26 protein-coding genes and 2 tRNA genes are annotated in these 23900 nt (G+C 56.7%); 10 read left to right on the top strand and 18 right to left on the bottom strand.

The window, feature by feature from the left end:
* Positions 1-55: 55 nt before the first annotated feature.
* The 3 genes from I6E52_RS08740 to I6E52_RS08730 are packed head-to-tail and all read right to left on the bottom strand — an operon-like array spanning position 56 to position 1619.
* Complete coding sequence (locus I6E52_RS08740) at positions 56-691, bottom strand: gamma-glutamyl-gamma-aminobutyrate hydrolase family protein (protein ID WP_197156391.1); 636 nt, start codon at positions 689-691, stop codon at positions 56-58.
* On the bottom strand, positions 688-846 hold the full coding sequence (locus tag I6E52_RS08735; protein WP_197122269.1) for a hypothetical protein: 159 nt from the start codon (positions 844-846) through the stop codon (positions 688-690). The genes I6E52_RS08740 and I6E52_RS08735 overlap by 4 nt, the downstream gene beginning before the upstream one ends.
* The gene (locus tag I6E52_RS08730) at positions 846-1619 is read right to left on the bottom strand and encodes a class E sortase (protein ID WP_197156389.1); all 774 of its coding nucleotides are present in this window, start codon (positions 1617-1619) and stop codon (positions 846-848) included. Before I6E52_RS08730 ends, I6E52_RS08735 begins: the two co-directional genes overlap by 1 nt.
* Positions 1620-1700: 81 nt before the next feature.
* Between I6E52_RS08730 and I6E52_RS08725 the strand changes: the two genes are divergently transcribed.
* On the top strand, positions 1701-1931 hold the full coding sequence (locus I6E52_RS08725; RefSeq protein ID WP_197109161.1) for a cell division protein CrgA: 231 nt from the start codon (positions 1701-1703) through the stop codon (positions 1929-1931).
* Positions 1932-1990: 59 nt separating this feature from the next.
* Here I6E52_RS08725 and I6E52_RS14565 read toward each other — a convergent pair whose 3' ends face one another.
* Positions 1991-2479 carry a rhomboid family intramembrane serine protease gene (locus I6E52_RS14565; protein ID WP_307842458.1) on the bottom strand — a complete coding sequence of 163 codons (489 nt, stop codon included), beginning with the start codon at positions 2477-2479 and terminating at the stop codon, positions 1991-1993.
* A gap of 350 nt (positions 2480-2829) precedes the next feature.
* On the bottom strand, positions 2830-3369 hold the full coding sequence (locus tag I6E52_RS08715; RefSeq protein WP_197122277.1) for a peptidylprolyl isomerase: 540 nt from the start codon (positions 3367-3369) through the stop codon (positions 2830-2832).
* A 133-nt stretch (positions 3370-3502) separates the two neighbouring features.
* Here I6E52_RS08715 and I6E52_RS08710 point away from each other — a divergent pair, with 133 nt between their 5' ends.
* A complete protein-coding gene (locus I6E52_RS08710; RefSeq protein ID WP_197122279.1) occupies positions 3503-4054 on the top strand; it encodes a hypothetical protein in 552 nt (183 codons plus the stop codon).
* A gap of 105 nt (positions 4055-4159) precedes the next feature.
* Here the strand turns inward: I6E52_RS08710 and I6E52_RS14330 are convergent, their stop codons facing one another.
* From I6E52_RS14330 to dnaA, 11 genes are all read right to left on the bottom strand, one after another.
* A complete protein-coding gene (locus I6E52_RS14330) occupies positions 4160-4294 on the bottom strand; it encodes an SDR family oxidoreductase (protein WP_307842457.1) in 135 nt (44 codons plus the stop codon).
* A gap of 208 nt (positions 4295-4502) precedes the next feature.
* A tRNA-Ala gene (locus I6E52_RS08700) sits at positions 4503-4575 on the bottom strand.
* Between the two features lie 30 nt (positions 4576-4605).
* Positions 4606-4679: transfer RNA gene (locus tag I6E52_RS08695), tRNA-Ile, on the bottom strand.
* Between the two features lie 48 nt (positions 4680-4727).
* The gene (locus I6E52_RS08690; RefSeq protein ID WP_197122285.1) at positions 4728-5135 is read right to left on the bottom strand and encodes a DUF3566 domain-containing protein; all 408 of its coding nucleotides are present in this window, start codon (positions 5133-5135) and stop codon (positions 4728-4730) included.
* Complete coding sequence (gene gyrA, locus I6E52_RS08685) at positions 5128-7704, bottom strand: DNA gyrase subunit A (RefSeq protein WP_197156385.1); 2577 nt, start codon at positions 7702-7704, stop codon at positions 5128-5130. Before gyrA ends, I6E52_RS08690 begins: the two co-directional genes overlap by 8 nt.
* A 59-nt stretch (positions 7705-7763) precedes the next feature.
* Positions 7764-9758: a DNA topoisomerase (ATP-hydrolyzing) subunit B gene (gene gyrB / locus I6E52_RS08680; protein WP_197156383.1), complete on the bottom strand. Its 1995-nt coding sequence runs from the start codon at positions 9756-9758 to the stop codon at positions 7764-7766.
* Positions 9759-9924: 166 nt separating this feature from the next.
* The gene (locus I6E52_RS08675; protein ID WP_197122291.1) at positions 9925-10425 is read right to left on the bottom strand and encodes a DUF721 domain-containing protein; all 501 of its coding nucleotides are present in this window, start codon (positions 10423-10425) and stop codon (positions 9925-9927) included.
* Positions 10418-11581: a DNA replication/repair protein RecF gene (recF, locus tag I6E52_RS08670; RefSeq protein WP_197156381.1), complete on the bottom strand. Its 1164-nt coding sequence runs from the start codon at positions 11579-11581 to the stop codon at positions 10418-10420. Before recF ends, I6E52_RS08675 begins: the two co-directional genes overlap by 8 nt.
* 11 nt (positions 11582-11592) lie before the next feature.
* Positions 11593-12477: a phosphogluconate dehydrogenase (NAD(+)-dependent, decarboxylating) gene (gnd, locus tag I6E52_RS08665; RefSeq protein WP_197157055.1), complete on the bottom strand. Its 885-nt coding sequence runs from the start codon at positions 12475-12477 to the stop codon at positions 11593-11595.
* A gap of 15 nt (positions 12478-12492) precedes the next feature.
* Entirely contained in the window at positions 12493-13638 is a 1146-nt protein-coding gene (gene dnaN / locus I6E52_RS08660) for a DNA polymerase III subunit beta (RefSeq protein WP_197122295.1), read from the bottom strand.
* A 326-nt stretch (positions 13639-13964) separates the two neighbouring features.
* Positions 13965-15380 (bottom strand): chromosomal replication initiator protein DnaA, encoded by a 1416-nt coding sequence (dnaA, locus tag I6E52_RS08655; protein ID WP_197122297.1) that lies wholly within the window; start codon positions 15378-15380, stop codon positions 13965-13967.
* A gap of 287 nt (positions 15381-15667) precedes the next feature.
* Between dnaA and rpmH the strand changes: the two genes are divergently transcribed.
* The 8 genes from rpmH to I6E52_RS08615 all read left to right on the top strand — a co-directional run bounded on the left by rpmH (position 15668) and on the right by I6E52_RS08615 (position 20564).
* Positions 15668-15805, top strand: coding sequence for a 50S ribosomal protein L34 (rpmH, locus tag I6E52_RS08650; RefSeq protein WP_055810406.1), 138 nt, complete (start codon positions 15668-15670; stop codon positions 15803-15805).
* A 9-nt stretch (positions 15806-15814) separates the two neighbouring features.
* A complete protein-coding gene (gene rnpA / locus I6E52_RS08645) occupies positions 15815-16156 on the top strand; it encodes a ribonuclease P protein component (RefSeq protein WP_197122299.1) in 342 nt (113 codons plus the stop codon).
* The gene (gene yidD / locus I6E52_RS08640; RefSeq protein WP_197156379.1) at positions 16153-16464 is read left to right on the top strand and encodes a membrane protein insertion efficiency factor YidD; all 312 of its coding nucleotides are present in this window, start codon (positions 16153-16155) and stop codon (positions 16462-16464) included. Before rnpA ends, yidD begins: the two co-directional genes overlap by 4 nt.
* A 7-nt stretch (positions 16465-16471) precedes the next feature.
* Positions 16472-17455 carry a membrane protein insertase YidC gene (yidC, locus tag I6E52_RS08635; protein ID WP_197156377.1) on the top strand — a complete coding sequence of 328 codons (984 nt, stop codon included), beginning with the start codon at positions 16472-16474 and terminating at the stop codon, positions 17453-17455.
* Positions 17452-17982: a R3H domain-containing nucleic acid-binding protein gene (locus I6E52_RS08630; RefSeq protein WP_197156375.1), complete on the top strand. Its 531-nt coding sequence runs from the start codon at positions 17452-17454 to the stop codon at positions 17980-17982. Before yidC ends, I6E52_RS08630 begins: the two co-directional genes overlap by 4 nt.
* A gap of 14 nt (positions 17983-17996) precedes the next feature.
* Complete coding sequence (gene rsmG / locus I6E52_RS08625) at positions 17997-18632, top strand: 16S rRNA (guanine(527)-N(7))-methyltransferase RsmG (RefSeq protein WP_197156373.1); 636 nt, start codon at positions 17997-17999, stop codon at positions 18630-18632.
* 64 nt (positions 18633-18696) lie between these two features.
* Positions 18697-19614, top strand: a complete 918-nt coding sequence (locus I6E52_RS08620) for a ParA family protein (protein ID WP_307842456.1) — start codon at positions 18697-18699, stop codon at positions 19612-19614.
* Positions 19614-20564, top strand: a complete 951-nt coding sequence (locus I6E52_RS08615) for a ParB/RepB/Spo0J family partition protein (RefSeq protein ID WP_197156372.1) — start codon at positions 19614-19616, stop codon at positions 20562-20564. Before I6E52_RS08620 ends, I6E52_RS08615 begins: the two co-directional genes overlap by 1 nt.
* 993 nt (positions 20565-21557) lie before the next feature.
* On the opposite strand, the gene I6E52_RS08610 is transcribed toward I6E52_RS08615, so the two are convergent.
* Together I6E52_RS08610 and I6E52_RS08605 are read right to left on the bottom strand one after the other, a co-directional pair.
* Positions 21558-22508, bottom strand: coding sequence for a D-alanine--D-alanine ligase (locus tag I6E52_RS08610; RefSeq protein ID WP_197122311.1), 951 nt, complete (start codon positions 22506-22508; stop codon positions 21558-21560).
* A gap of 8 nt (positions 22509-22516) precedes the next feature.
* Positions 22517-23821, bottom strand: a complete 1305-nt coding sequence (locus I6E52_RS08605) for a PLP-dependent aminotransferase family protein (RefSeq protein WP_197156370.1) — start codon at positions 23819-23821, stop codon at positions 22517-22519.
* Positions 23822-23900 lie beyond the last annotated feature (79 nt).

Below are 23900 nucleotides of genomic sequence, written 5' to 3'. Positions count from 1 at the left end.
TCACTGCTGAGCGTTATGGCCTTTCGCCAGATCCGGTGGCGTCTGCCGACGCTCCCTAGTTGTGAACGAGGGGCGTCAGCGTCTTCGCTAGTGCGGGCGCTTCAGCCATCCCGACGCGAGACAACCAGTTACCGAGCATTAAGTAACCACCCTCGGTGAGCACAGACTCGGGGTGGAACTGCACTCCGTACACAGGCTGCGTTGCGTGCTGCACTCCCATGATGATTCCGTCATGCGTGCGAGCAGTGACCACGAGGTCATCAGGCACAGTGCCATCAACGATGGCAAGCGAGTGATACCGCGTAGCGGTGAACGGCTGAGGCATATCGCGGAAGATGAGACTGTCATCATGTTCGATTTGCGACGTCTTGCCATGCATGAGCTCAGCCGCGTGAGTAACTGTGGCGCCGAGAGCCTCAGCAATCGCCTGATGCCCGAGACACACTCCTAGCAGCGGGGTGCCCGAGGCGAGAGCTGCGTGCACGATAGGGATGCTCACTCCAGCGTCGGCCGGAGTGCCCGGACCAGGCGAGAGCAGCACCGCGTCGTAGTCCGCGAGAACGGCGGCCGCGTCATCCGCGCTGAAAGCGTCGTTTCGCACGACCTCGGTGGTAGCGCCGAGCTCAAGCAGATACCCGTTGAGCGTGTACACAAAGCTGTCGTAGTTATCAACGACGAGGATGCGGGTCACTGTTGCACCGTCGCATCCAGTGGAGTCACCAGCGGCAAGGCCCAAGGGAATACCCACATGAAGAGGGCAGCCACGATGGCCGCGGCCATCACCAACAACAGGAGAACGCGAATAATTGCGGGTCCCGGAAGCACCCGCCAGAGGGCAGCGTACATTAGCCAGCTCCTTCGAGATTAAGGGCGATCGCCGAGATCTCCGAGGGGGCACCCTCAGATCGCGGATACCAAGTGTCGTACACCGCGTAGGCGATGATGCGCTCGTCGGCGGTGTGGATGGGGTTGCAGCTCGTGAGCGTCATGATGCGATCGCTGGCCGCTGCTCCCCCGAACTGAGGAACAGGCTCAAGAACTCCAACACCGGATGCCAGAACATATTCAAGAGAACGGTAAACGTAGCGGTACCAACCGGCTTCGGTCTCAACATAAATGCTGTCACCGAGCTGAAGCTTGTTGATATCGAAGAAGGGGTCACCGTAGCCGGTGCGGTGAGCAGCAACCGCAAAGTTGCCGACCTCGCCGGGCATTTGGGTTCCGGTGTAGTGGCCAACGCCTTGTGCATTGAGCACGCTGTAGAGGCTCACGCTTTCGGCGATCGGAACTGCATAGTCCTCGCCAAAACGCGGAACGATCAACGTGCCGAAGGCGACTGCTTGTCCGGGAGCTTCATCGACCACGGGCACACCGGGGTCGGCACGCTCATCCGGCGCCAGCGTGACAGCTTCGCCCTTGCTCCACTCTTGGCTGAGCTCGAGAGCGTCATCGCGCTGTGCATTGCTGACGAAATAGCTGTTTACCCAGGTCTGCCAGACAAGAAAGAGCAGCACAATTACGCCGGCGGTGATGAAGATTTCACCGAGCACACCAATGAAAGAGATAGGGCGGCGGGGCTTCGCACTGCGCCGCACGCGGCGGCCGTCTTCGAGAACCATAAGCGCAATTCTATCCGCAGACTCTGGCTGGTTTCCGCGCGGCCGTTCAGCACTCAGGGCGTTCGCGCTAGAATCTCTCCCATGGCCCGTAACTCTGCAGAAAAATCATCGTCGCGTCCCGCTGAAGACGCCCCCAACGCGGTCTGGTTCAAGCCCGTCATGTTTGGCTTCATGCTGATCGGGCTCGCGTGGATCATCGTCTTCTATGTGAGCAACCAGCAGTTGCCTATTGCATCGCTCGGCAGCTGGAACATCCTGGTCGGATTCGGAATCCTCTTCGTCGGATTCCTGATGACAACACGCTGGCGTTAGAAATTACACGCGTGTAGTTATACCCAGTGTTAATAACCCTGTGGATAACTTTTAGTCAGCTATAGAACGAAGATCCGCAGCAGTGTCAGGCTGATCAAAGCCGCGACGACGAGGGCCACTAACGCGATCTCCGAATTGGCGGATCGCTTATTCCTTTGGCGCACGAAGATAAGCGCGAGAACGGCACCCGTGACGAGTCCACCCACGTGGGCCTGCCACGAGATGTTCAATCCGGGAATGAAGCCGGCGACGAGGTTGATCACGAGCACGATCAGCAGCACGCGGTTGTTCACACCCATACGGCGCTGAATCACGAAGAACGCTGCAACGATTCCAAAGATCGATCCGGATGCGCCCAACACGACCGAGGTCGGTGCAAGCAGCAGTACGGCGACAGAGCCACCCAACGCGCTAATCAGATAGAGCGCGATGAACCGCGCTCTCCCCAGCGGAATCTCCAGCACGCGCCCAAAGATGAAGAGCGTGAACATATTGAAGCCGAGGTGGAAGATGCTGCTTGTTGAATGCAGGAAGGCCGAAGTAATCATCCGCCACGGCTCAATAGCCGTCAGAGGCGGATAGTACACGAGCGCTTGAGTCACGCCGAGACCCGGAATTAGCTGCAGCAAGAAGATTGCGACAGTGAGACCGATCAGCGTGTATGTGACTACGGGTTTGCCCTGGGAGGCTCGAGCTGCGCGAACCAGAACAGGTTTGCGCTTCGGCCCGTTAGCGCGGGCTTCTTTAATGCACTCGGGGCAATGTACGCCCACAGCTGCCTGCGTTTGGCAGCTGGGGCATACGGTGCGCCCACATCGTTGGCAGAGTGTAAAACTTTGCCGGTCAGGATGCCGGTAGCAATAGTTGCCGCTGGCATCCGGGGATGTGGTCACGAAGGTTAGACCTCGTCGATCGTGACGGACTCGATGACGATGTCGGTGAGGGGCTTGTCGCTGCCATCGGTGTCGACGGCTTCGATTGCGTCGACTACCTTGCGCGACTCGTCGTCAGCAACAGCACCGAAGATGGTGTGCTTGCCCTGAAGCCAGGGGGTAGCAACCGTGGTGATGAAGAACTGCGAACCGTTGGTTCCCTTGCCTCCGCGCGTTCCGGCGTTCGCCATGGCGAGGATGTAGGGAGCCGAGAAGTCGAGCTCGGGGTGGATTTCGTCGTCGAAGTTGTAGCCGGGGCCGCCGATGCCCTTGCCCAGGGGGTCGCCGCCCTGAAGCATGAACTGCTTGATGATGCGGTGGAAGATGACGCCGTCGTAGAGAGGCGCTGTGGTCTTCTGGCCGGTGGCGGGGTGGGTCCATTCGATATCGCCCTTGGCGAGACCAACGAAGTTAGCAACGGTCTTCGGCGCGTGGTTGCCGAAGAGGTTGAGACGGATTTCTCCGAGGTTTGTCTTGATCGTGGCAACTGCGGTGTGTTGAGACATAAGGTCAATTCTTACATAGCGAACCTGAGCCTCAGATCCTCGTTATTCAGGGGGCTCACAGGCAAAGCAGTGCGCACACAGAAGAGGCCATGGCAGTATGGACTCACCGTTCGACCATCTTTGGAGGTTTCCCGTGGCACTAACTCGCAAACGCCGGAAAGAACTCAAGCGCTTGAAAGGTCAAGCTGAAGACCTGTGGGCCGACCAAAAGGAGCTGCTTGATCACGCTTCTGCGGTTGTACGAGAGGCGAGCCATCAGGCCGCCAGTTACGCCCGCGAAGAAGTCAGCCCCAAGATTCACAACACGATCGACTCCCGGGTGAAGCCCGTTGTGTCGTCATCCGTTGCTGGAGCTCGCTCAGTGGCCGAGAGCACCCGCTCCAAGGTCAAGGGTGATGTGTTGCCTGCTGTCACGTCAGCGCTCGGCACAGCCCTTGCAGCTCTCGAGGTAGCCAAGAACCAGCAGGTTCGGGATGCGTTCGCTCGCGTTTCGGGTCTCGCTGCGACCGCTGGCGAGAAGACCGGGCTGATGAAGGCACAACCCCAGCCCAAGTCTGCCGGCTTCGGTCGCTACATCCTCATTGGCATTGGCGTCGTTGCTGCAGTGGGCGTCGCGTATGCCGCGTGGCAAACACTTCGCGCGGATGATGACCTCTGGATCGACGACGAAGCAGAGACGGCGTAGCCTTCCGCAGCGTCACACCGCACACGGTGTAGCTCCAACCTCTAAAAGTTCTGGCCCGGTTCGCAACGAACCGGGCCAGAACTTTTTTGTCGTGCGCTGACCTTGCTACGCAAGTCCGCCGGTCGCGAAGAGAACGTGGCCATTGATCCACCGTGCAGGGCCCGCGAGAAAAGAAACTACCTCCGCGACATCCTGTGGCTGCCCCAGACGCTGAAGCGGCGTCGCGCGAGCGTGAGACACCTTCCACAGCGGCCTTGCTCGCTGTGTAAGCGCCGCAGGAGGAGAATTGCGCGCGCTTCCCCGAAGTGGAGAAGTTCACGGTTGCAACGCCCGCCTGCGGCCGCGATCATTTCGGTCTCATCAGCTACGTCGCCCCGCACTGCGGTTGCGCTCCCCAGACATGCAAAAACCCCGGCCAGAAGACTGGCCGGGGTTTTTGTTCTTGCTGTGGAGCCTAGGGGAATCGAACCCCTGACCTCCTGCTTGCAAAGCAGGCGCTCTACCAATTGAGCTAAGGCCCCAATTTAAGGAACCTCTTGTGGAGATTCCAGTGGGGGTACGTGGACTTGAACCACGGACCTCTTCGTTATCAGCGAAGCGCTCTAACCGCCTGAGCTATACCCCCGTTGGGCAGATACGAGAGTATCGCATTCTGACCGTTTGGCGTAATCGACTAGTTGTTAGTGAAACCCACGAGGATTCCGCCAGTAAGTCGAACGCTGAAGTTATAAAGCATACTCGAAATTGCGCCGAGTGCAGTACCGATCAAAACGTTCAAGATGGCAACGACCAGCGAGAATCCTCCGACCTGGGCAAGCGAGAACGTTGTCGCCACGCTGAAGGTTTCGTCACTCAAAATATCCCGGAAGATCTCATCGACCTTTCCGAAAATTCCGGTGGAGTTCAGCACGATCCACACCAGAAGCGATGCCACCACGAGAACAATTCCTAACGACACTGCTACTAGGAATGAGAACTTAACGGCCGACCAGAAGTCGATGTACACCAGCTTCAGGCGAACCTGTTTTACCGATGTTTGGCGCTGCGACTTGCGCTGCAGCTTCTCTGCGACACTACTCATCTACCGACTCGTCCTTCCCAGCAGGGGCATCTTCGCTTGGAACACTATCGTTCCCAGCTTCAAGTTCTTTTTTCTCTAGATTTCGTTCGCTGTTTCGTGCGATTGCAATGATCTTGTCATCCGCTGCGAAGCGGGCAAAAACCACTCCCATGGTGTCACGGCCCTTGGCCGGAACCTCAGCGACAGATGAGCGTACCACCTTGCCACTGGCAAGAACCACAAGAACTTCGTCCTCATCCCCGACCATCAAAGCACCGGCCAAGTCGCCACGAGTGCCGTCAAGTTTGGCAACCTTGATACCCAAACCACCACGACCCTGAACGCGGTATTGGTCGGCAGCAGTGCGCTTAGCGAAGCCACCCTCCGTGACGACGAACACGAAGCCACTGTCGGGAACCACGCTCGCGCTGAGCAGTTGGTCATCCTCTCGGAAGCTCATCCCCATCACACCCGACGTTGAACGACCCATGGGGCGCAGTGCTTCATCGGATGCCGTGAAGCGAATAGACATTCCCTTACGCGAAACCAACAAAACGTCGTCGGTGTTCTCCACCAGCAGGGCCGACACGAGTTCATCGCCTTCCCGCAGATTCACAGCGATGATGCCACCGCTGCGGTTGGTGTCATATTCCGCCAACGCGGTCTTCTTGACGAGACCCTTGAGCGTTGCAAGAACTAGGTACGTGGACTGCTCATAGTCACGGATGTCGAGAATCTGAGCGATCTCTTCGCCGGGCTGCAGCGCCAAGAAGTTGGCAACGTGCTGCCCCTTGGCATCCCGGCCACCCTCTTGCAGCTCGTAGGTCTTGGCGCGGTACACGCGGCCGGTGTTCGTGAAGAACAACAACCAGTGGTGCGTCGTGGTGACGAACAAGTGGTCAACAATGTCATCGGCCCGAAGTTGTGCGCCCTTGACTCCCTTGCCACCGCGGTGCTGGCTGCGGTAGTTGTCGCTGCGGGTGCGCTTGACGTAACCGCCGCGCGTCACAGTAACCACCATCTCCTCTTCGGGGATGAGGTCTTCCATGCTCATGTCGCCATCGAAACCCATCATGATTTCGGTACGGCGATCGTCGCCGTACTTGGCGAGCAACTCCGTCAGTTCTTCACTGACGATGTTGCTCTGGCGTTCTTTGCTCGCAATGATTGCCTTGAACTCAACAATTTCGAGCTCGATAGCATCGTGCTCGTCGATGATCTTCTGGCGCTCAAGGGCCGCGAGTCGACGCAGCTGCATGTCGAGAATTGCGCGGGCCTGAATCTCATCGATGTCGAGGAGATCAATCAAGCCGTTGCGCGCATCTTCAACGGTGGGCGAACGGCGGATGAGGGCAATGACCTCATCGAGGGCGTCCAGAGCCTTGAGGTAACCACGCAAGATGTGGGCACGTTCTTCAGCCTTACGCAGGCGGAACTCGGTGCGGCGAACGATCACTTCGATCTGGTGGGTAGCCCACTCAGTGATGAAGCCATCAATCGAGAGCGTGCGCGGGATGCCATCGACAATCGCGAGCATGTTCGCGCCGAAGTTTTCCTGCAGCTGCGTGTGCTTGTAGAGGTTGTTGAGAACAACCTTCGCCACAGCATCGCGCTTCAGCACGATGACGAGGCGCTGGCCGGTACGACCCGAGGTCTCGTCGCGGATGTCGGCGATGCCGGCGAGCTTGCCGTCCTTGACGAGGTCGGCGATTTTCAGTGCCAGATTGTCGGGGTTCACCTGGTACGGGAGCTCGGTGACGACGAGGCACGTGCGACCCTGAAGTTCTTCGACATTCACGACAGCGCGCATCGTGATCGAACCACGACCCGTGCGGTACGCATCCTGAATTCCCTTGACACCCAGAATTTGCGCGCCGGTCGGGAAGTCAGGCCCCTTGATGCGCTGAATTAGCGCCTCTACGAGCTCTTCGTGAGAAGCATCCGGGTTAGCCAAGTGCCAGAGGGCACCCTCGCCAACTTCGCGGAGATTGTGCGGCGGAATGTTCGTAGCCATACCGACCGCGATACCCACGGAACCATTGACGAGCAGGTTCGGGAAACGGCTAGGAAGAACCGTCGGCTCTTGGGTGCGGCCGTCATAGTTGTCTTGGAAGTCGACGGTGTCTTCTTCAATGTCCCGCACCATTTCCATGGCGAGCGGAGCCATTTTTGTTTCCGTGTAACGGTGGGCAGCAGCACCATCGTTACCGGGAGATCCGAAGTTTCCTTGGCCTAGGGCCAATGGATAACGAAGGCTCCACGGCTGAACCAAACGAACGAGGGCATCGTAGACCGACGAGTCACCGTGCGGGTGGAACTGCCCCATGACATCACCGATGACGCGGGTGCACTTGGAGAAACCCTTGTCTGGGCGGTAGCCACCGTCGTACATCGCGTAAATAACACGACGGTGCACAGGCTTCAAACCATCGCGCACCTCAGGAAGCGCACGACCCACGATGACGCTCATCGCATAGTCGAGGTAGGAGCGCTGCATCTCCAGTTGAAGATCGACCTGGTTAATCTTGTCGTGCCGGTCGTCTAGAGGTGCATCCTCGAAGGTCTTCTTCGGAGTTTCTTCGTCAGCCATTAAGTGTCAATTCCAGTCTGTGTCAGTCGCGAGTGCGGGCGCCGTGTGCTCGTAGCGAGCTAGATGTCTAAGAAGCGGACGTCTTTGGCGTTGCGCTGGATAAAGTTTCGGCGAGACTCAACGTCTTCGCCCATGAGGGTCGAGAAGATTTCGTCTGCCGCGGCAGCGTCATCGAGGGTGACTTGAAGAAGCGTGCGAGTGGCAGGGTCCATCGTGGTTTCCCACAGTTCCTTGTAGTCCATCTCACCAAGACCCTTGTAACGCTGGATGCCGTTGTCCTTCGGCATGCGCTTGCCCTCCGCGAGACCCATTTCGGTCAGGGCGTCGCGCTCAGCATCGCTGTACACGTACTGGTGTTGCGCATTGCTCCACTTGAGGCGGTAGAGCGGGGGCTGCGCCAAGTACACGTAACCCAAATCGATCAGCGGACGCATGTAGCGGAAGAGCAGAGTGAGAAGCAGCGTCGTGATGTGCTGACCATCAACATCAGCATCAGCCATCAAAACGATCTTGTGGTACCGAGCCTTCTCGGGGTCGAAGTCTTCGCCGACACCAGCGCCGAACGCAGTAATCATTGCTTGGACTTCGGCGTTGCCGAGAGCGCGATCGAGGCGCGCCTTCTCGACGTTCAAGATTTTGCCTCGCAGCGGGAGGATTGCCTGGAATTCGGGGTTGCGACCCTGAACGGCGGAACCGCCGGCCGAGTCACCCTCAACCATAAAGATCTCAGACAGTGACGGGTCTTTGCTCGAGCAGTCGCGCAGCTTTCCGGGCATTCCACTCGACTCAAGCAAACCCTTACGGCGAGTCTGTTCGCGCGCCTTACGGGCAGCGAGTCGTGCTTGGGATGCCTGAATGGCCTTGCGAATAACATCGCGGGCCTGCGTGGGGTTGCGGTCGAACCAGTCACCGAGCTGCTGTCCAGCGATTCGCTGAACGAATGCTTTCGCTTCGGTGTTACCGAGCTTGGTTTTGGTCTGGCCTTCAAACTGGGGCTCGCCCAGCTTGATTGAGATGACGGCGGTCAGCCCCTCACGCACGTCATCACCAGAAAGGTTGTCGTCCTTTTCCTTGATGATGTTCTTCTCACGCGCATAGCGGTTCACCAGAGTGGTGAGCGCAGCGCGGAAACCCTCTTCGTGGGTTCCACCCTCGTGAGTGTTGATGGTGTTGGCGTAGGTGTGAACACTTTCGGAGTATCCCGCCGTCCACTGCATCGCGACTTCGAGCGAAATCCTCTTCTCGGTGTCTTCCGATTCAAAGGCGATGACATCCGGGTGGATGAGTTCGTTCTTCTTCGTCTTGTTCAAGTACTCCACGTAGTCAACAAGTCCACGCTCGTACATGTAGCTCTCGAAAATCTCGTCTTCGCCACGTTCATCAGTGATAGTGATGCGCAGTCCCTTGTTAAGGAATGCCATCTGCTGGAAGCGCGCGCGCAGAGTTTCGAAGTCGAACTCGACTGTTTCGAAAGTCTCCTTGCTCGGCCAGAAAGTCTGCTGGGTACCTGTTTCGTCGGTACTTTCGCCCTGGGCAAGGGGACCTGTCGGCACACCGTTAGCGAAGCTCATCCGCCAGACGTGTCCCTGACGACGAACCTCGGTGTCGATTTCTGCCGAGAGTGCGTTCACTACAGAAATACCAACACCGTGGAGTCCACCGGAGACGGCGTAGCCACCGCCACCAAATTTTCCACCGGCATGCAGGATCGTCATAACCACTTCAACAGTGGACTTCTGCTCCTGCTGGTTAAGATCGACCGGAATACCGCGGCCGTTGTCGCGAACGCGAACCGAACCGTCTTTGCGAAGCCAAATGTTGATGTTGTCGCAGTAACCCGCGAGAGCCTCATCCACAGAGTTATCCACAACCTCATATACAAGGTGGTGGAGACCGCGGGGGCCGGTCGAACCGATGTACATACCGGGGCGCTTGCGCACGGCCTCGAGACCCTCAAGGATCTGGATCTGATCGGCACCGTAACTGTCAGCGGCAACATGACCGTTGGCAATGATATGGCTTTCGGGCACGTCGTTCTCGGGCGTCGATGTCATCTGAAGTTAGGCTCCTGCCGCTAGTTCACGCTGGCCATTCAGAGCGGATAACTCCCTGAGGAGGCGCGTCCGACGGCTTCTGAGATTCTACCAAATTCCGAGAGGCCGCGGCGCTCAAATTGCCTTCTGCGGGAGTTTCTTTAGTAGCGTGACCTATTTTGCCTTCCTAGCCGTAAGTATCTCGCGGGCCCCTACCTGGAATTGATCTGGGGCCTCTTTTCCACGAAGGGGCGTTGGGCCCTTCAAAGCGCACGGATTCCACACCGGCTTCCGGATGCTGTTGAGCGATCGTCGTTGTGATGTGTCCACGCATGAGTCGAAGTTGGGTTGCCCACGCGGTGGAATCGCACCGAATGGTCAGCACTCCCTCTTCAATCCCGATCGGCTCCGAGTGTTCCGCGGTTTCGGCGCCGACAATTGTGGTCCAGGCAAGAATCAATTCAGAGCGAGCCAAGGGAGAGCTCCACCCCATGCTCATCGTGAGGTTATCCATCACATCGCCAAGTCCGTGCGGATCGCGACCGGGGGCAAAAGGAACGCTCGTTCCCGGCTCCTTGCGATTACGCTTGCGCGCCATATACGAACGTTTGCTGGCGTCACCGAAAACATCGCGAAATCTGAGATAAACCGCAACGTGTTCATCCACCGCAGGATCCCGGTCATTCATCGTCAATCACCTCGCCGGCGCTGATGCGCACTACATTCGCCGCAAGCTCCGCCGGAACATCGCCGAATACCGCAGCGGTAATGAGAACTTGCTCAAAACCTGCGATCGAAGTTGCAAGTCTTTCGCGACGAGATTGGTCGAGCTCTGCAAAGACATCATCCAAAATAAGCACCGGGTCGCCTGCCGAAGAATCGCGACGCAGCAGTTCAGCGGATGCCAGCTTCAGCGCGAGTGCGAACGACCACGATTCGCCGTGGCTGGCATACCCTCGCGCTGGCAACCCGTTGAGTCCGAAGATCAGGTCGTCTCGGTGCGGCCCGACCAAGGTAATCGCTCGATCACGTTCTGCTTTTCGTACGGAGGCCAGGGCCGCCGTGAATGCTGCCGTCGCGTCAGCGACCGAAATTATTTCACCGACCGCGCTAGTGGCTACGGCGTTTTCTGGGTCGTCCTGACGAGAAATGATGCTCAACGAATTGGCGAGCGATGCCCCGTGATCTGCACCGACGATACGTTCGTAAGCAAGGGACACTTCGGGGCTCAGATCAGCAACCAAGGCACTCCGGGCGCTGATGATTTCGGCACCAAAGGCCACGAGCCGTTCATCCCACACATCAAGAGTGCTCAACTGGGCGTCTCGAACGCCGGATGCCCGTGCTGATTTCAGCAGCATGTTGCGTTGCTTCACGACACGTTCGTAGTCGCTCATTACTCCGCTGAATCGTGGAGAGCGAAGCACGAGAAGCTCATCGATAAATCGACGCCGCCCGGAGGGTTCGCCGCGCACGAGCGCCAAATCCTCCGGCGCGAAGAGAACACTGGAAAAATAGCGTGGAAGTTCGCGGGTACGGATGACTGAACGATTGATCTGAGCACGGTTAGCCCCAGAACGATTGATCTGCACTTCGGCCAAAAATTTTCGTTCATTATGTTCGAGGCGCACTCGCACAATTGCGGCATCTGTTGATTGCCGAACCATGGCGTGATCAGTCGAGACGCGGTGTGAACCGAGTGTGCTCAAGAATCCAAGAGCCTCAACCAGATTCGTTTTACCCTGGCCATTGGAACCTACGATGAGTGTCGGTCCCGCGCCCAGTTCTAGAGTCAGGCCCTTGTAATTACGGAAATCTTTGAGCTCCACATGAGTTACACGCATTGCGGCGAAACTTAGCTCTTGCGGACGCTATGCCCGCCGAACTGGTTACGGAGAGCGGCGACCGCCTTCATGGAAGGGGAGTCTTCTTGACGAGAAACAAAACGTGCAAAAATTGCGGCACTAATCGTCGGAACAGCAACGGCTTGATTGAGAGCCTCGTGTACAGTCCAACGGCCCTCCCCCGAATCCTCGACGTAGCCAGCAATATCAGCGAATTCGGGATCTTCTTCGAGAGCTTTCACGAGAAGTTCAAGCAACCAGGAGCGAACAACTGTTCCTCGCTGCCAGGCTTTAAAGGTGCCGGGAACGTCTTCGATGAGATCCTTGCGGCTGTCCAGTAGTTCAAAGCCCTCGGCCCAGGCCTGCATGAGGGCATATTCGATGCCGTTGTGGACCATCTTGGCGTAGTGACCTGCACCAACGGGGCCAGCATGAACAAAACCCTCTTCGCGCGGGCCTTCGGGGCGAAGAGCATCGAAGATCGGCATGGCTCGTTCGATATCCGTCTTATTTCCACCGGCCATCAGCCCGTAGCCGTTTTCAAGTCCCCAGATTCCACCAGAGACTCCAACATCCACGAAGGAAAGATCGAATTCTTCGAGCTGATCACGGTGAAGTTGGTCATCAGTAAACCGAGTGTTTCCACCATCGATGACGAGATCACCAGGTGTGAGCAATGCCGCGACATCGGTAATCACAGAATCCGTAATCGTGCCGGAAGGGACCATGACCCACACAATGCGGGGGGCCGGCAACGCATCCACCAAGTCGGTCAGCTCAACCACATCGCTAACCTCAGGATTGGGGTCGTACCCGGTCACTGTGAGACCGGCGGCTCGCATGCGCTCGCGCATGTTGCCGCCCATTTTTCCGAGGCCAATGATTCCGACATGCATAGTTTCCGCCATGGATTACCTCAACAAAAGGTTGGGCTGCAACAGGTACTTGTAGTTGTCGCTGCCTGGCTGATCCTTCGATGACTGGCTCGTAATGAGCACCGGGCCAGGCTTGTTCGGGTTTTCGGTCTTAGTGAACGAAATGCGCACAAATTCGGAATGAACCGAACTCAAGCCATCGATCAAGAACTGCGGTTTGAGTGAGACCACGGTGTCGTCGCCCGTGAGGAACGCGTCGATGGTTTCGGATGCCTGTGCTTGTTCAGACCCGATTGCTTCCAAAGTGACGCCCTCGGTCGTGAAAGTAAAGCGCAGAGCAGCTTCCCGCTCGAGCACGAGGGACACTCGACGAACGGCTTCAATGAGCTCGCCAGTATTCATGACAGCGAAGTTATCCACAGTCTCGGGAAAAAGTCGGCGAACCGGTGGAAAGTTTCCCTTGATGAGCAACGAGGTCACAGTTTTCTTGTCCGCCTGGAACGCAATGAGTTCACGTTCGTCGGAACTCGTGATCGCAACGGAAATCTCGCCGCTGTTGCCGAAAGTCTTTCCAACTTCGACCAAAGTCTTGGCTGGCACCAATGCGGTTGCAGCTTCGACTCCGGATGCACCGGCATCCCATTCGATGTCGCGAACGGCTACTCGGTAGCGGTCGGTGGCAACAAGCGAGATGTTATTTTCAGAAACCTCGAGCTGCACACCGGTGATGACGGGCGTGACGTCGTCGCGTGATGCAGCAACGGCGACCTGAGAAATAGCGGCGGCGAAGAGGTCAGCCTTGAGCGTTCCCACCTTGTCGGAGATCTGCGGAAGTGAGGGATATTCTTCAACCGGCATGCTCGACAAGGTGAAATGGCCGGTGCCACAGGCGACGGTGATTTTGTTGTCTTCGGTGCTAAAACGCACAGGAGCATTGGGAAGTCTGCTGGCAATATCAGCCAAAAGCTTGCCAGAAACCAACACGCGACCAGGTTCTTCGACCTCAGCGAGGATCTGTGTCCGTGCGGAAACCTCGTAGTCAAAAGACGAAAGCGTGAGGCCCTCATCGGTAGCTTCGATCAAGACACCGCTCAAAATCGGCAGCGTTGTGCGTTGCGGCAGCAGTTTTACCGCGAACGAAACCGCCTCGCTGAAGACGTCACGATTGACTTGAAACTTCATGAACTACCCCTAACCGGATCAAGCTCTGGCCGTTAATACTGGCACAGCCAATCCACTTGCGAACTACAGGTTATTTGGGATTCAAATTTCATTCTTTAAAGGTCACACTCTTAACCGTTGTGGATTGTGTGAATAACTCTTCCAAATTCATGTAATTACTGGAAACTACATCGGTGTGAGTTGTTGACGGCCAGTGGAGAACACTCGCACTCTTCGTGGAAACTCGAATGACACGAATTCTTGATTCCACAGAAAAATTCTTGTGGTCAACAATCTTTCCGGCGAGTTGGGAGGGTTATCCCCAAGTTATCCCCAAGTGGGAAAACCTATTTCTGGCTGAAACGCTGGTTTTGTTTGATGCGACTTGTGAGCTCAGTGACCTGGTTATAGATCGAGCGACGCTCCTTCATGAGCTCAGTGATCTTCTTATTCGCGTACATCACTGTGGTGTGGTCTCGATTTCCAAACAGCTGTCCAATCTTGGGCAACGAGAGGTTCGTCATTTCACGACAGAGATACATAGCGATCTGACGCGCGGTTGCAATTGCTTGCGAACGAGACGAGCCATAAAGGTCGTCGACGGAAAGCTTGAAGTAGTCAGCGGTGTGATTGATGATGTCGACCGGCGCGATGACGTTGTCTTCATCAAGAGTGATGAGATCTTTCAGCACGGTCTGAACAAGAGCCATGTCGACTTCGGTACGGTTGAGGCTCGCGAACGCGGTAACTCGAATCAACGTTCCTTCGAGCTCACGAATGTTTGACGAGACCTTCGATGCCATGAATTCGAGGATGTCGTTGCCCACCTGCATCTTCTCGCTCTGGGCCTTCTTGCGAAGAATGGCGATTCGCGTTTCAAGGTCGGGCGCCTGCACGTCGGTGATGAGGCCCCATTCGAATCGCGACCGCATCCGGTCTTCAAAACCGGTGAGGTGTTTCGGAGGCAGGTCGCTGGTGATGACCACTTGCTTGTTGTGATCGTGAAGGGTGTTGAAGGTGTGGAAGAACGCTTCTTGAGTGGAGTCCTTACCTTGAAGGAACTGGATGTCATCGATCAGCAAAATGTCGATCTCACGATAGCGAGACTGAAATACTGACGCGCGGTTATTAGCGATTGAGTTGATGAAGTCATTGGTGAATTCTTCGGAACTCACGTAACGCACCCGGATTCCCGGGTAGAGGCTCTCGGCATAGTGACCTATGGCATGCAACAAGTGAGTCTTGCCAAGCCCGGACTCGCCATAGATGAAGAGCGGGTTGTAGGCCTTTGCTGGTGCTTCGGCGACAGCCACTGCTGCTGCGTGAGCGAAGCGGTTGGATCCACCAATAACGAAGTTGTCAAAACTGTATTTGGGATTGAGCCGTGAATCGCCGCGTCGAGGCGTTGATGTTTCGACGGGCTTTTGTGGAGTTGGTTCAATGTAGGGCTGCTCGGTACGCGGTATGTCTTGAGAAAGGGCATCCTGTTGGATTTCAGGATTGACCACTGTGGCGAAATTCGAAATTCCATGTTCGTCGTCGAGAGCGGCGATCGCATCGATGAACGGCTGGCGCAGTCGTTGTTCGAGCATCCCCCGCGTCAGCTCGTTGGGAACCTCGAGATAGAGAGTGCCGGCCATGACGCCTTTTGGTTCAACCAGGTTCACGAATCCCTGCAGTTGAGGGGTAATTCGCTCATCACCGTTGAGGTGTGTCAGAACTGTTTGCCACAGTCCTTTAGTCGGGTCGGGTGTTTCCGACATTCTTTTCCCATCCCTTGGCAGTATTTACTCACAGGCTTATCCACTGGTGAGTACAGCTATTCTCGCTGAAATACTGCGGTCTTTTGGCCGTTGTGCACTGATAGTCATCGTAGTTGTCCACAGCATGTCGTTACCAATAAGGATGTATTCTGTGTGGATAATGCGCCGTTGCAGAAAGTGTGGTTTGACCGCACCCGTTTAACGCCGTAGTTTTAATCAGTTGACTTCTGGCCCTTGGGCCTACCAATTCTTCCCGGCTGCTAGAGCTGGGCCTTGGAGATATAGCTATGAGCAAGAGAACTTTTCAGCCCAACAACCGTCGCCGCGCGAAGGTTCACGGTTTCCGTCTGCGTATGCGTACCCGTGCCGGTCGCTCGATCTTGAGTGCTCGTCGCCGCAAGGGACGCACCGAACTCTCCGCGTAATCTCGTCCGGTGCTGTCTAAGGCAAACCGTGTGGCGCTTCCTAGCGATTTTCGCTTGGCTGTGCGTCGCGGTCGTCGTTTCACAGCACCGCACTGCGTTGTCCACATTGTGAACAATGAGCGGTCTCAGAGCGTTCGCTTTGGTTTCATTGTTTCTAAAGCGGTAGGCAATGCGGTTGTACGCAATCGAGTTCGGCGTCGGCTTCGTGCTGCTGCCGCTCAGCTTCTTCCTCACGTCCAGTCGAACGTAGACATTGTGGTTCGTGCGCTGGCAGGTTCTGAGCAAGCTGCGTGCACTACGCTTCAGGCTGAGATTGCAGAAGGGATCGACCGCATCGTGGTGAAGGTATGAGTTCCGTCGTGACATTTGCGATGCTCCTTCCGCGCAACGTGTGTGTCCTTGTCTTGCGGTTTTATCGAGCAGTGATTTCACCTCTCTACGGTGATGTCTGCCGGTATTACCCTTCGTGCTCTCACTACACACTTCAAGCAATTCAGGAACACGGTGTTGTCCGTGGTGTGTGGCTTGGTTCTCGTCGACTTCTTCGTTGCCACCCGTGGGCCGAAGGCGGAATCGATGACATCCCGGTTCGCCGGCACGACCGCTACCAGATCACTCGGTTCGGCTTTGTTGTAGCCGCAAGCCACGAAAGGGGCTAACTACTTCATGGATCTTTTTGCTTTCTTTGGCAGTCTGCTTTGGCCGATCAAGTGGGTGATCGAGGCAATCCTCGTGGCCTTCCACGAAGTCCTTACATTCTTCGGAATGGATGCGGATGCCGGCCTGACCTGGGTTCTTTCGATCGTCGGTCTCGTCTTGGTTGTGCGCGCAGCTTTGATTCCGGTCTTTGTTCGCCAGATCAAGAGTCAGCGACGCATGATGGAAGTCGCGCCACAGCTCAAGAAGATCCAGGACAAGTACAAAGGCAAGAAGGATCAGTTTTCTCGTGAGGCGATGTCTCGCGAAACGATGGCGATGTACAAGGACGCGGGAACCAACCCGTTTAGTTCGTGCCTCCCTCTTCTTCTGCAGATGCCGATCTTCTTCGGGCTCTTTTCGGTGCTGCGCAATGCACAGCTCGAGGGAAACGCTCCTGGTGTTGGCCTCCTCAACGCTGAGCTCTCAGAATCCTTCGGAACTTCGTCACTTTTCAACATCGCTCCCCTGCACCTAGCAATCAGCACGGCAGACGGCAACACCGCGGTCATCGTTACTGCAGTGATCATGGTCATCCTCATGACCGGTTCACAATTCATTACACAGCTTCAGATCATGTCGAAGAACCAGTCGGCTGAAATGAAGGCAAGCCCCATGTACCGCCAGCAGCGGATCATGTTGTACCTACTCCCCCTCGTTTTTGCCTTCTCTGGGTTCACCTTCCCGCTGGGCGTTATGTTCTACTGGCTCGTTTCCAACTTCTGGACGATGGGTCAGCAGTTCCTCGTGATTCGCAACATGCCTACTCCTGGCAGTGAAGCGGCGCTCGCTCGCGAAGCTCGTTTAGCAAAACGTAATCAGCGCAAGGGAATCATCGAAGAAGCTCCCGAATCCGACTCCGGAACTGCTGTGATTGAAGAACCTAAGAACGTGCAGCGGGATCAACCTGTAAGTAAGAACCGCGCAAAGAAGAAGCAGGGAAAGAAGAAATGACGAACGTTTCTGATATTGACACCACCGCAGTCGAGTCCGCTCCTGTGGAGGATCGTGACGACCGCACGACCGCGCAACTCGAGGAAGAAGGCGATATTGCCGCCGACTACATCGAAGAACTGCTGGATATCGCTGATCTTGATGGCGACATCGAGATTGATGCTCGTGCCGGACGCTCGTACGTTTCCGTGACATCGAGCGAGGACACGAACCTCCGGTTGTTGTCTAAGCCCGAGACTGTGACGGCTCTTCAGGAACTCACTCGCATCGCGGTTCAGAACAAGACAGGTGCATTCTCGCGTTTGATTCTTGATATCGGCGGTTCGCGTGAGGCTCGTGCTGCTGAGTTGTCGAAGCTCGTAGATACTGCCGTTGAGCGCATTGAGGCCGGCGCAGATTCTGCAGCACTCCCCGCGATGTCGTCGTACGAGCGCAAGCTTGTTCACGATGTTGTTGCGGAGCGCGGTTTCGTCTCGCAATCAAGCGGCGAGGGTCGCGACCGTCACACGGTCATTACCCGTTCATAGTTTCACGTGAAACATTGACGGATGAGTTGGGGCTTGAGCGCGAGCCTGAGATAGCAGCTGAACTCTTTGGCTCTCGTATCGATGTCGCGCGAGCGTATACGGAGAGCCTTGCTCTCCGCGGCGAGGAACTTGGACTAATTGGTCCGCTTGAAGTGCCACGTCTATGGACTCGACACATTATTAACTGTGTGCTCGTCGCTCCCCTGCTTCGCCCAGGACTTGTCGGAGACATCGGTAGCGGTGCAGGGCTTCCGGGATTGGTTCTCGCGATTGCGCGACCAGATGTTGAATTTGTGCTGATAGAACCGATGGAGCGGCGAGTCGATTGGCTCAATGCTGAGTCCGAACGCCTCGGCCTCTCGAATGTTGTGGTCGATCGTTCTCGTTCGCAGGATGCTCCGTACGCTGAAGGATTGACTCAGATTACGGCCCGCGCGGTCACCGCTCTCTCCAAGCTCATCCCCTCAACCGAGCATCTTTTGGCCCCTGGCGGAGAGATGGTCTTTATGAAGGGTGCGCGCATCGATGAAGAGATCGAAGCTGCATCTAAAGCCATTCGTAAAGCGCGGCTGAAGGATGTCGAGTCGATCGTTCTTGGCGAGGGAATCACCCCCGAGATCACTAGGGTCTTTCGGGCTAGAGTGGACTGATTCGAGTCCGCTCAGCGCAGTCTTCACACTCCCCGTTTTTCACCACCCTGAGAGAAAGTTTCACGTGAAACATCCCGAAAGCGAAGTCAACGAACAAGGCAAGTCGTTCGATGAAACCACGCCGCTTGCGCGGGAAATCGCGGATCTGACTCGCCGACGTGAAGCTGTTGCGTCCGCTTCACTCCCCTTGCCTGAACATCCTCGCGTGTTTACCGTCGCGAACCAGAAGGGGGGGGTCGGAAAAACTACCTCGACGGTGAACCTTGCCGCCGCGCTCGCTCGTACCGGGGCACGGGTTTTAGTCATCGATCTCGATCCTCAGGGCAACGCGTCAACCGCTGTTGGTGTGGAGCATCGCTCGGAGACCCCAAGTGTTTATGACGTCATGATCAACGATGTGCCCATGGCCGACGTCGTACAAAAGAGCCCTGAGTTCAACGCTCTTTATTGCGTACCCGCCACGATTCACCTCGCCGGCGCGGAGATTGAGCTCGTTTCGCTCGTGGCTCGTGAACAACGCCTACGTTCTTCATTGGATGCCTTTCTGGCGGAAACGCCCGAGCCATTCCACTACGTATTCATTGATTGCCCGCCGTCACTGGGCCTGCTTACAATCAACGCTTTCGTAGCCGCGCAGGAAGTGCTGATCCCCATTCAATGCGAGTACTACGCGCTCGAGGGTCTGAGCCAGCTGCTGAACAATATCAAGCTCATCGAGCGTCATTTGAACCCTCGTCTCCGGGTATCGACTATCTTGATGACAATGTACGACTCTCGTACCAATCTGGCTAACCAGGTTGTGGACGATGTGCGGCAGCACTTCCCCAAGCAGGTATTGACCACGGTCATCCCTCGCTCAGTAAGGATTTCCGAAGCTCCCAGCTACGGGCAAAGTGTCATCAGTTACGACCAGAACTCCCCCGGATCGCTCTCCTACCTTGAAGCAGCGGCCGAGATTGCTTACCGAGGAGCACGCAAATAATGGCAGCACCAAAACGTACGGGGCTTGGTCGTGGAATCGGCGCTCTTATCCCCTCCTCGGATGAGAATGAAGAACGTCCCGTCGACGTGTTTTTTCCTGGAGGAGAGCTAACACCGGACAAGCTTCGATCGGTTCCTGGCGCGCGGCTAGCCAGCCTTTCTCCCCTTGATATCGTTCCCAACTCTCGCCAGCCACGAACTGAGTTCCGTCAAGAGGAACTCGAAGAGCTTATTATCTCGATCCGCGAAATCGGCGTGCTTCAGCCAATTGTTGTTCGTCCCCTCGCTGGTGCTATTGATGGTCAACCGCAATACGAACTGATCATGGGCGAGCGTCGTCTGCGTGCGAGCAAGCACTTGGGCTTGGCGACAATTCCTGCTGTGATTAAGAGCACAGCAGATGAAGACATGCTTCGCGATGCGTTGCTCGAGAACTTGCACCGCGCAAATCTCAACCCTTTGGAAGAAGCATCGGCGTACCAGCAGCTTTTAGCTGACTTCGGTATCACCCAAGAACAGCTGGGTGAACGAATTGGACGCTCACGGCCCCAAATTACGAATACTTTGCGTCTTTTGCGCCTTCCAGAAAGCGTTCAGCGCCGTGTAGCAGCTGGCGTCCTGTCCGCAGGACACGCGCGAGCGCTCTTATCGCTTCCTGACAACGCCGGAATGGAGCGTTTGGCGGAGAAAATTGTCAATGAGGAGCTCTCTGTTCGTGCCGCTGAAGCAGCTGCAGGCTCCTTATCGACCAAGCCTCCTCGCTCAAAGCCGTCACGCGGCAAGAAGCAGGGTCATCTCGATGAGATCGCAGAGCGCCTGGGCGACCGACTGAACACCCGAGTGAAGGTTTCGCTCGGTGCGAGCAAGGGCCAAGTCGTAATCGACTTCGCAACGGTCGCAGACCTCAACCGCATTCTCGAAGAACTCGGCGATACTGGCTTCAACTCTTAAGCCGTTTTTGCGCCGCTCCAGCGGGTTGGTAGGCGGTCTGGCCCGGCGCCGCGTCTGAGTTAGTTGTAGCAGTGGTCCTTTGTGGGGCTCTGTGCCTAGTGCCTAGTGCTCGATGCCTACGTTTCTCAGTGTCGACGTTTCTGAGTGTCTTGTTGCTCGGCGCTTCGGCGAATGTTTGGGCCTTTGTGTCTACAGAGATTCTCCTCGCACATTCGGTGTTGGTCCGCGCGCTTCTTTTCGGCGCACGTGCAACATGGCTGGTCGATCCGATGGTCTGCCGCTACTCCCCCGCCCCAAGTTGTACGTGGGAGCGGCGTGAGCGGACAGCGCTAAAGGTATCTCTCGTTTCGGTGTGCAAGGCCAGAGATATGTCCGATTGCAACAAGGGGCTCGTGATTCTCGCTTCTTAACGCAGGGAAATCACTCTGCGCGACGACACATGGCCGCCTTCAAGGGAGTGTGGAGTTGCGGGGTTTATCGGGCGCCATGGTTCAGACCCGTTGATTCGCGGGGTTGGGATCGCGAGTGTTCCACGTGAAACATTGAAGTCTTGACCGAATCCGTAACTTTGTGGACAACGATGTTTCACGTGAAACCCCTGCACGAGGTTCGTTGAGCCTCGTAGGGTGAGCACGAATGTTCCACGTGAAACACTACCGGCGTGGACGCTTGTAGATCGGCCCACGAGCTGTGCAATCGCAACAATCAACAATCTGCTACCAGTACCCAGTACCCAGTACCCAGTACCCAGTACCCAGCACCAAGCACCAAGCACCAAGCACCAAGCACCAAGCACCTGGCCACCGGTCCCCGGCCGGAGGCGAAAGAAGCAGGGTGCTGGGCGCCGCGTTCTGGCGCCTCAACTCAACTAAACCCGCAGTCGATTAGCGGACCGAATGCGGCGCTACCGCGCCGGCTGCTGCAAATTGGGCTGTAAAAAGTTGAGGGCTCAGAGTGAGCGCATTCCCCTAGCGGTGGTGCATGATGCGCTGGTTAACCTTCCATCGCGATGTCCGCGAGAGCAGCGTAGACCCAGCCGAGGTCGTGGCCCGCGGCGACGAGGGCTTGGGGAAGAATCGACGTCTCGGTGAGGCCGGGCAACACATTGGCCTCGAGGAACCAAGGCGTGCCGGCGCCATCCACAATTATGTCGACGCGCGATAGGTGGCGAAGACCTAACGCGGAATGTGCTGCGAGAGCGGCTTCGGCCGCGCGGTCAGCTTCACCTTCGGAAATTCGGGCGGGAGTATAAAAGCGGGTCTGACCAGCATTATAACGAGCCTCGAATGTGTAGGCTCCATCGACCGGTTCGATCTCGACGGCGGGCAGAGCAACCGGGCCCATGCCGCTATCGAGGATTCCAATCGCGATTTCTACCCCCGTGATGCGCTGCTCGATGAGGGCTACGTCGCAGTAGTTGTAGGCATTGACCATGGCCTGCGGGAGGTCAGAACGATCGGTAACGATCGAGACGCCCTGCGCGGAACCACCCTGTGCGGGCTTCACAACGAGTTCCCCCGAAAGTTCATCGGCCAGTTCATCGAGAATGCTGTGGGCGCCAAGTTCACGGAAGGAGTCCCGCGACAACGCGATCGACAGCGGCGTGCGCACTCCTACTCGCGAGACTAGAGCCTTAGCGGTGGGCTTGTCCCACGCGAGACGCGCGGCATCCGCTCGCGATCCAACATAAGGGATGCCGATGAGGTCGAGAAGACCGCGCAAAGCACCATCTTCACCACTGGCACCGTGCAAAGCAGGCCACACGACATCCGGCTTCGATTCCCGAATATAGGGAAGCAGGGTGGCATCCGGATCCCGGAGCTCGACGATCTTGCCCTGGGCGCGCAATCCGTCGGCGACGCGGCGACCAGACCGGAGGGAAACGTCGCGTTCGTGCGAGATTCCGCCAGCAAGAACGAGGACGCGAGTGGGTGAATCGTTCATGAGGTGTCCTAGCTGAGGTTGGCTGGAGGGTTGATCATCGACGGTGTGGGAGGCACAACCGTGAGAGGGGCTGTTTGCGAGAAGGTGCTGAGCAACTCAAGTTCTCCGTTGATCACAGTGGAGAGACGACGGATGCCCTCACGAATGAAGTCAGGCGTCGGGTAGCAGAAGGACAGACGCATATTGCTGCGCCCATTCCCATCCGCGTAGAAGGCCGTACCTGGCGTATAGGCCACTAATTCCTTGACCGCACGCGGCAACATCGACTTCGAATCGAGGTTATCGGGGAGCGTGACCCAGATGTAGAAACCACCATTGGGTACAGTCCACTCGAGGTCGGGCAGGTAGTCGTCGAGGGCATCCAACATGGCATCACGACGTTCCCGGTAGACGCCACGGAAGGTGTCGATCTGGCCCTTCCAATCAGAGACATTCATGTACTCGCTAATGATGTTCTGGGTAAACGAGCTCGGCGATAACACGGCCGCCTCATTCGCTAAAATGAGCTTTTCTCTAATCGCGTGGGGAGCGAGCACCCAACCAACCCGGAAACCGGGAGCGAGGGTCTTCGAGAATGTGCCCAAATACACGACACCGTCTTCTTCGACTGAGCGCATCGCGTGCGGTGGCGGCCCATCGAAATAGAGGAGGCCGTAGGGATTGTCTTCGAGCACCAGAATGCCGTTTTCGCGGGCAATCTCTAGAACTTCAAGACGTCGTTCCCAGCTGAGAGTGACTCCAGCAGGGTTGCTGAAGGTCGGAACCGTGTACAAGAACTTGATTGTCTTGCCCGCGGCCCGCACTGAGGCGATGTGAGCCCGCAGCGAATCGGGAACGAGGCCGAACTCATCCATCTCGACATGTGTAATCTCGGCCTGGAATGACTTGAAAACCACCATTGCCGTGACGTAGCTGGGGCCCTCGGCAATAACGACGTCGCCGGGATTAATGAAGAGTTTCGTAACGAGCTCAAGGGCATGCTGTGAGCCAGTCGTGACGACAACGTCATCGACGCTGGCACGGATTCCCTCGAGAGCCATTACTTCGAGGATTTGCTCGCGAAGCGCAGGTAGTCCCTGGCCGGAGCCATATTGAAGGGCGGCAGCACCGCGATCGCGCATCACACGATCGATCGACTCGGTAATGAGGTCTTGAGGCAGGGCGGAAACAAACGGCATGCCGCCGGCGAGAGACACAACTTCGGGGCGCGAGGCCACCGCAAACAACGCTCGGACCTCAGAGGCCGCAAGGCCGGAGGCGCGATCTGCATAGTGGTCGAACCACTGGTCAAGGTTGTTTGGCTGTGTTGTCATGGGCAATCCCGTTCGGTTGACTTTAAACAATAGGCGTTTCACCCGGAGGACTCGAAACCGAGCGACGTTTACGCGGTGA

The organism is Salinibacterium sp. NG253, assembly GCF_015864945.1.
In the GTDB taxonomy this organism is placed as follows: Bacteria; Actinomycetota; Actinomycetes; order Actinomycetales; family Microbacteriaceae; genus Rhodoglobus.
This window is presented reverse-complemented; position numbering and strand designations above follow the sequence as displayed.

Coding starts and splice junctions, on each gene's coding strand:
- I6E52_RS08735 (WP_197122269.1), bottom strand. CDS start 846: ATGTACGCTGCCCTCTGGCGGGTGCTTCCGGGACCCGCAATTATTCGC.
- I6E52_RS08730 (WP_197156389.1), bottom strand. CDS start 1,619: ATGGTTCTCGAAGACGGCCGCCGCGTGCGGCGCAGTGCGAAGCCCCGC.
- I6E52_RS08725 (WP_197109161.1), top strand. CDS start 1,701: ATGGCCCGTAACTCTGCAGAAAAATCATCGTCGCGTCCCGCTGAAGAC.
- I6E52_RS14565 (WP_307842458.1), bottom strand. CDS start 2,479: ATGATTACTTCGGCCTTCCTGCATTCAACAAGCAGCATCTTCCACCTC.
- I6E52_RS08715 (WP_197122277.1), bottom strand. CDS start 3,369: ATGTCTCAACACACCGCAGTTGCCACGATCAAGACAAACCTCGGAGAA.
- I6E52_RS08690 (WP_197122285.1), bottom strand. CDS start 5,135: ATGAGTAGTGTCGCAGAGAAGCTGCAGCGCAAGTCGCAGCGCCAAACA.
- gyrA (WP_197156385.1), bottom strand. CDS start 7,704: ATGGCTGACGAAGAAACTCCGAAGAAGACCTTCGAGGATGCACCTCTA.
- gyrB (WP_197156383.1), bottom strand. CDS start 9,758: ATGACATCGACGCCCGAGAACGACGTGCCCGAAAGCCATATCATTGCC.
- I6E52_RS08675 (WP_197122291.1), bottom strand. CDS start 10,425: ATGAATGACCGGGATCCTGCGGTGGATGAACACGTTGCGGTTTATCTC.
- recF (WP_197156381.1), bottom strand. CDS start 11,581: ATGCGTGTAACTCATGTGGAGCTCAAAGATTTCCGTAATTACAAGGGC.
- gnd (WP_197157055.1), bottom strand. CDS start 12,477: ATGCATGTCGGAATCATTGGCCTCGGAAAAATGGGCGGCAACATGCGC.
- dnaN (WP_197122295.1), bottom strand. CDS start 13,638: ATGAAGTTTCAAGTCAATCGTGACGTCTTCAGCGAGGCGGTTTCGTTC.
- dnaA (WP_197122297.1), bottom strand. CDS start 15,380: ATGTCGGAAACACCCGACCCGACTAAAGGACTGTGGCAAACAGTTCTG.
- rpmH (WP_055810406.1), top strand. CDS start 15,668: ATGAGCAAGAGAACTTTTCAGCCCAACAACCGTCGCCGCGCGAAGGTT.
- yidD (WP_197156379.1), top strand. CDS start 16,153: ATGAGTTCCGTCGTGACATTTGCGATGCTCCTTCCGCGCAACGTGTGT.
- yidC (WP_197156377.1), top strand. CDS start 16,472: ATGGATCTTTTTGCTTTCTTTGGCAGTCTGCTTTGGCCGATCAAGTGG.
- I6E52_RS08630 (WP_197156375.1), top strand. CDS start 17,452: ATGACGAACGTTTCTGATATTGACACCACCGCAGTCGAGTCCGCTCCT.
- I6E52_RS08615 (WP_197156372.1), top strand. CDS start 19,614: ATGGCAGCACCAAAACGTACGGGGCTTGGTCGTGGAATCGGCGCTCTT.
- I6E52_RS08610 (WP_197122311.1), bottom strand. CDS start 22,508: ATGAACGATTCACCCACTCGCGTCCTCGTTCTTGCTGGCGGAATCTCG.
- I6E52_RS08605 (WP_197156370.1), bottom strand. CDS start 23,821: ATGACAACACAGCCAAACAACCTTGACCAGTGGTTCGACCACTATGCA.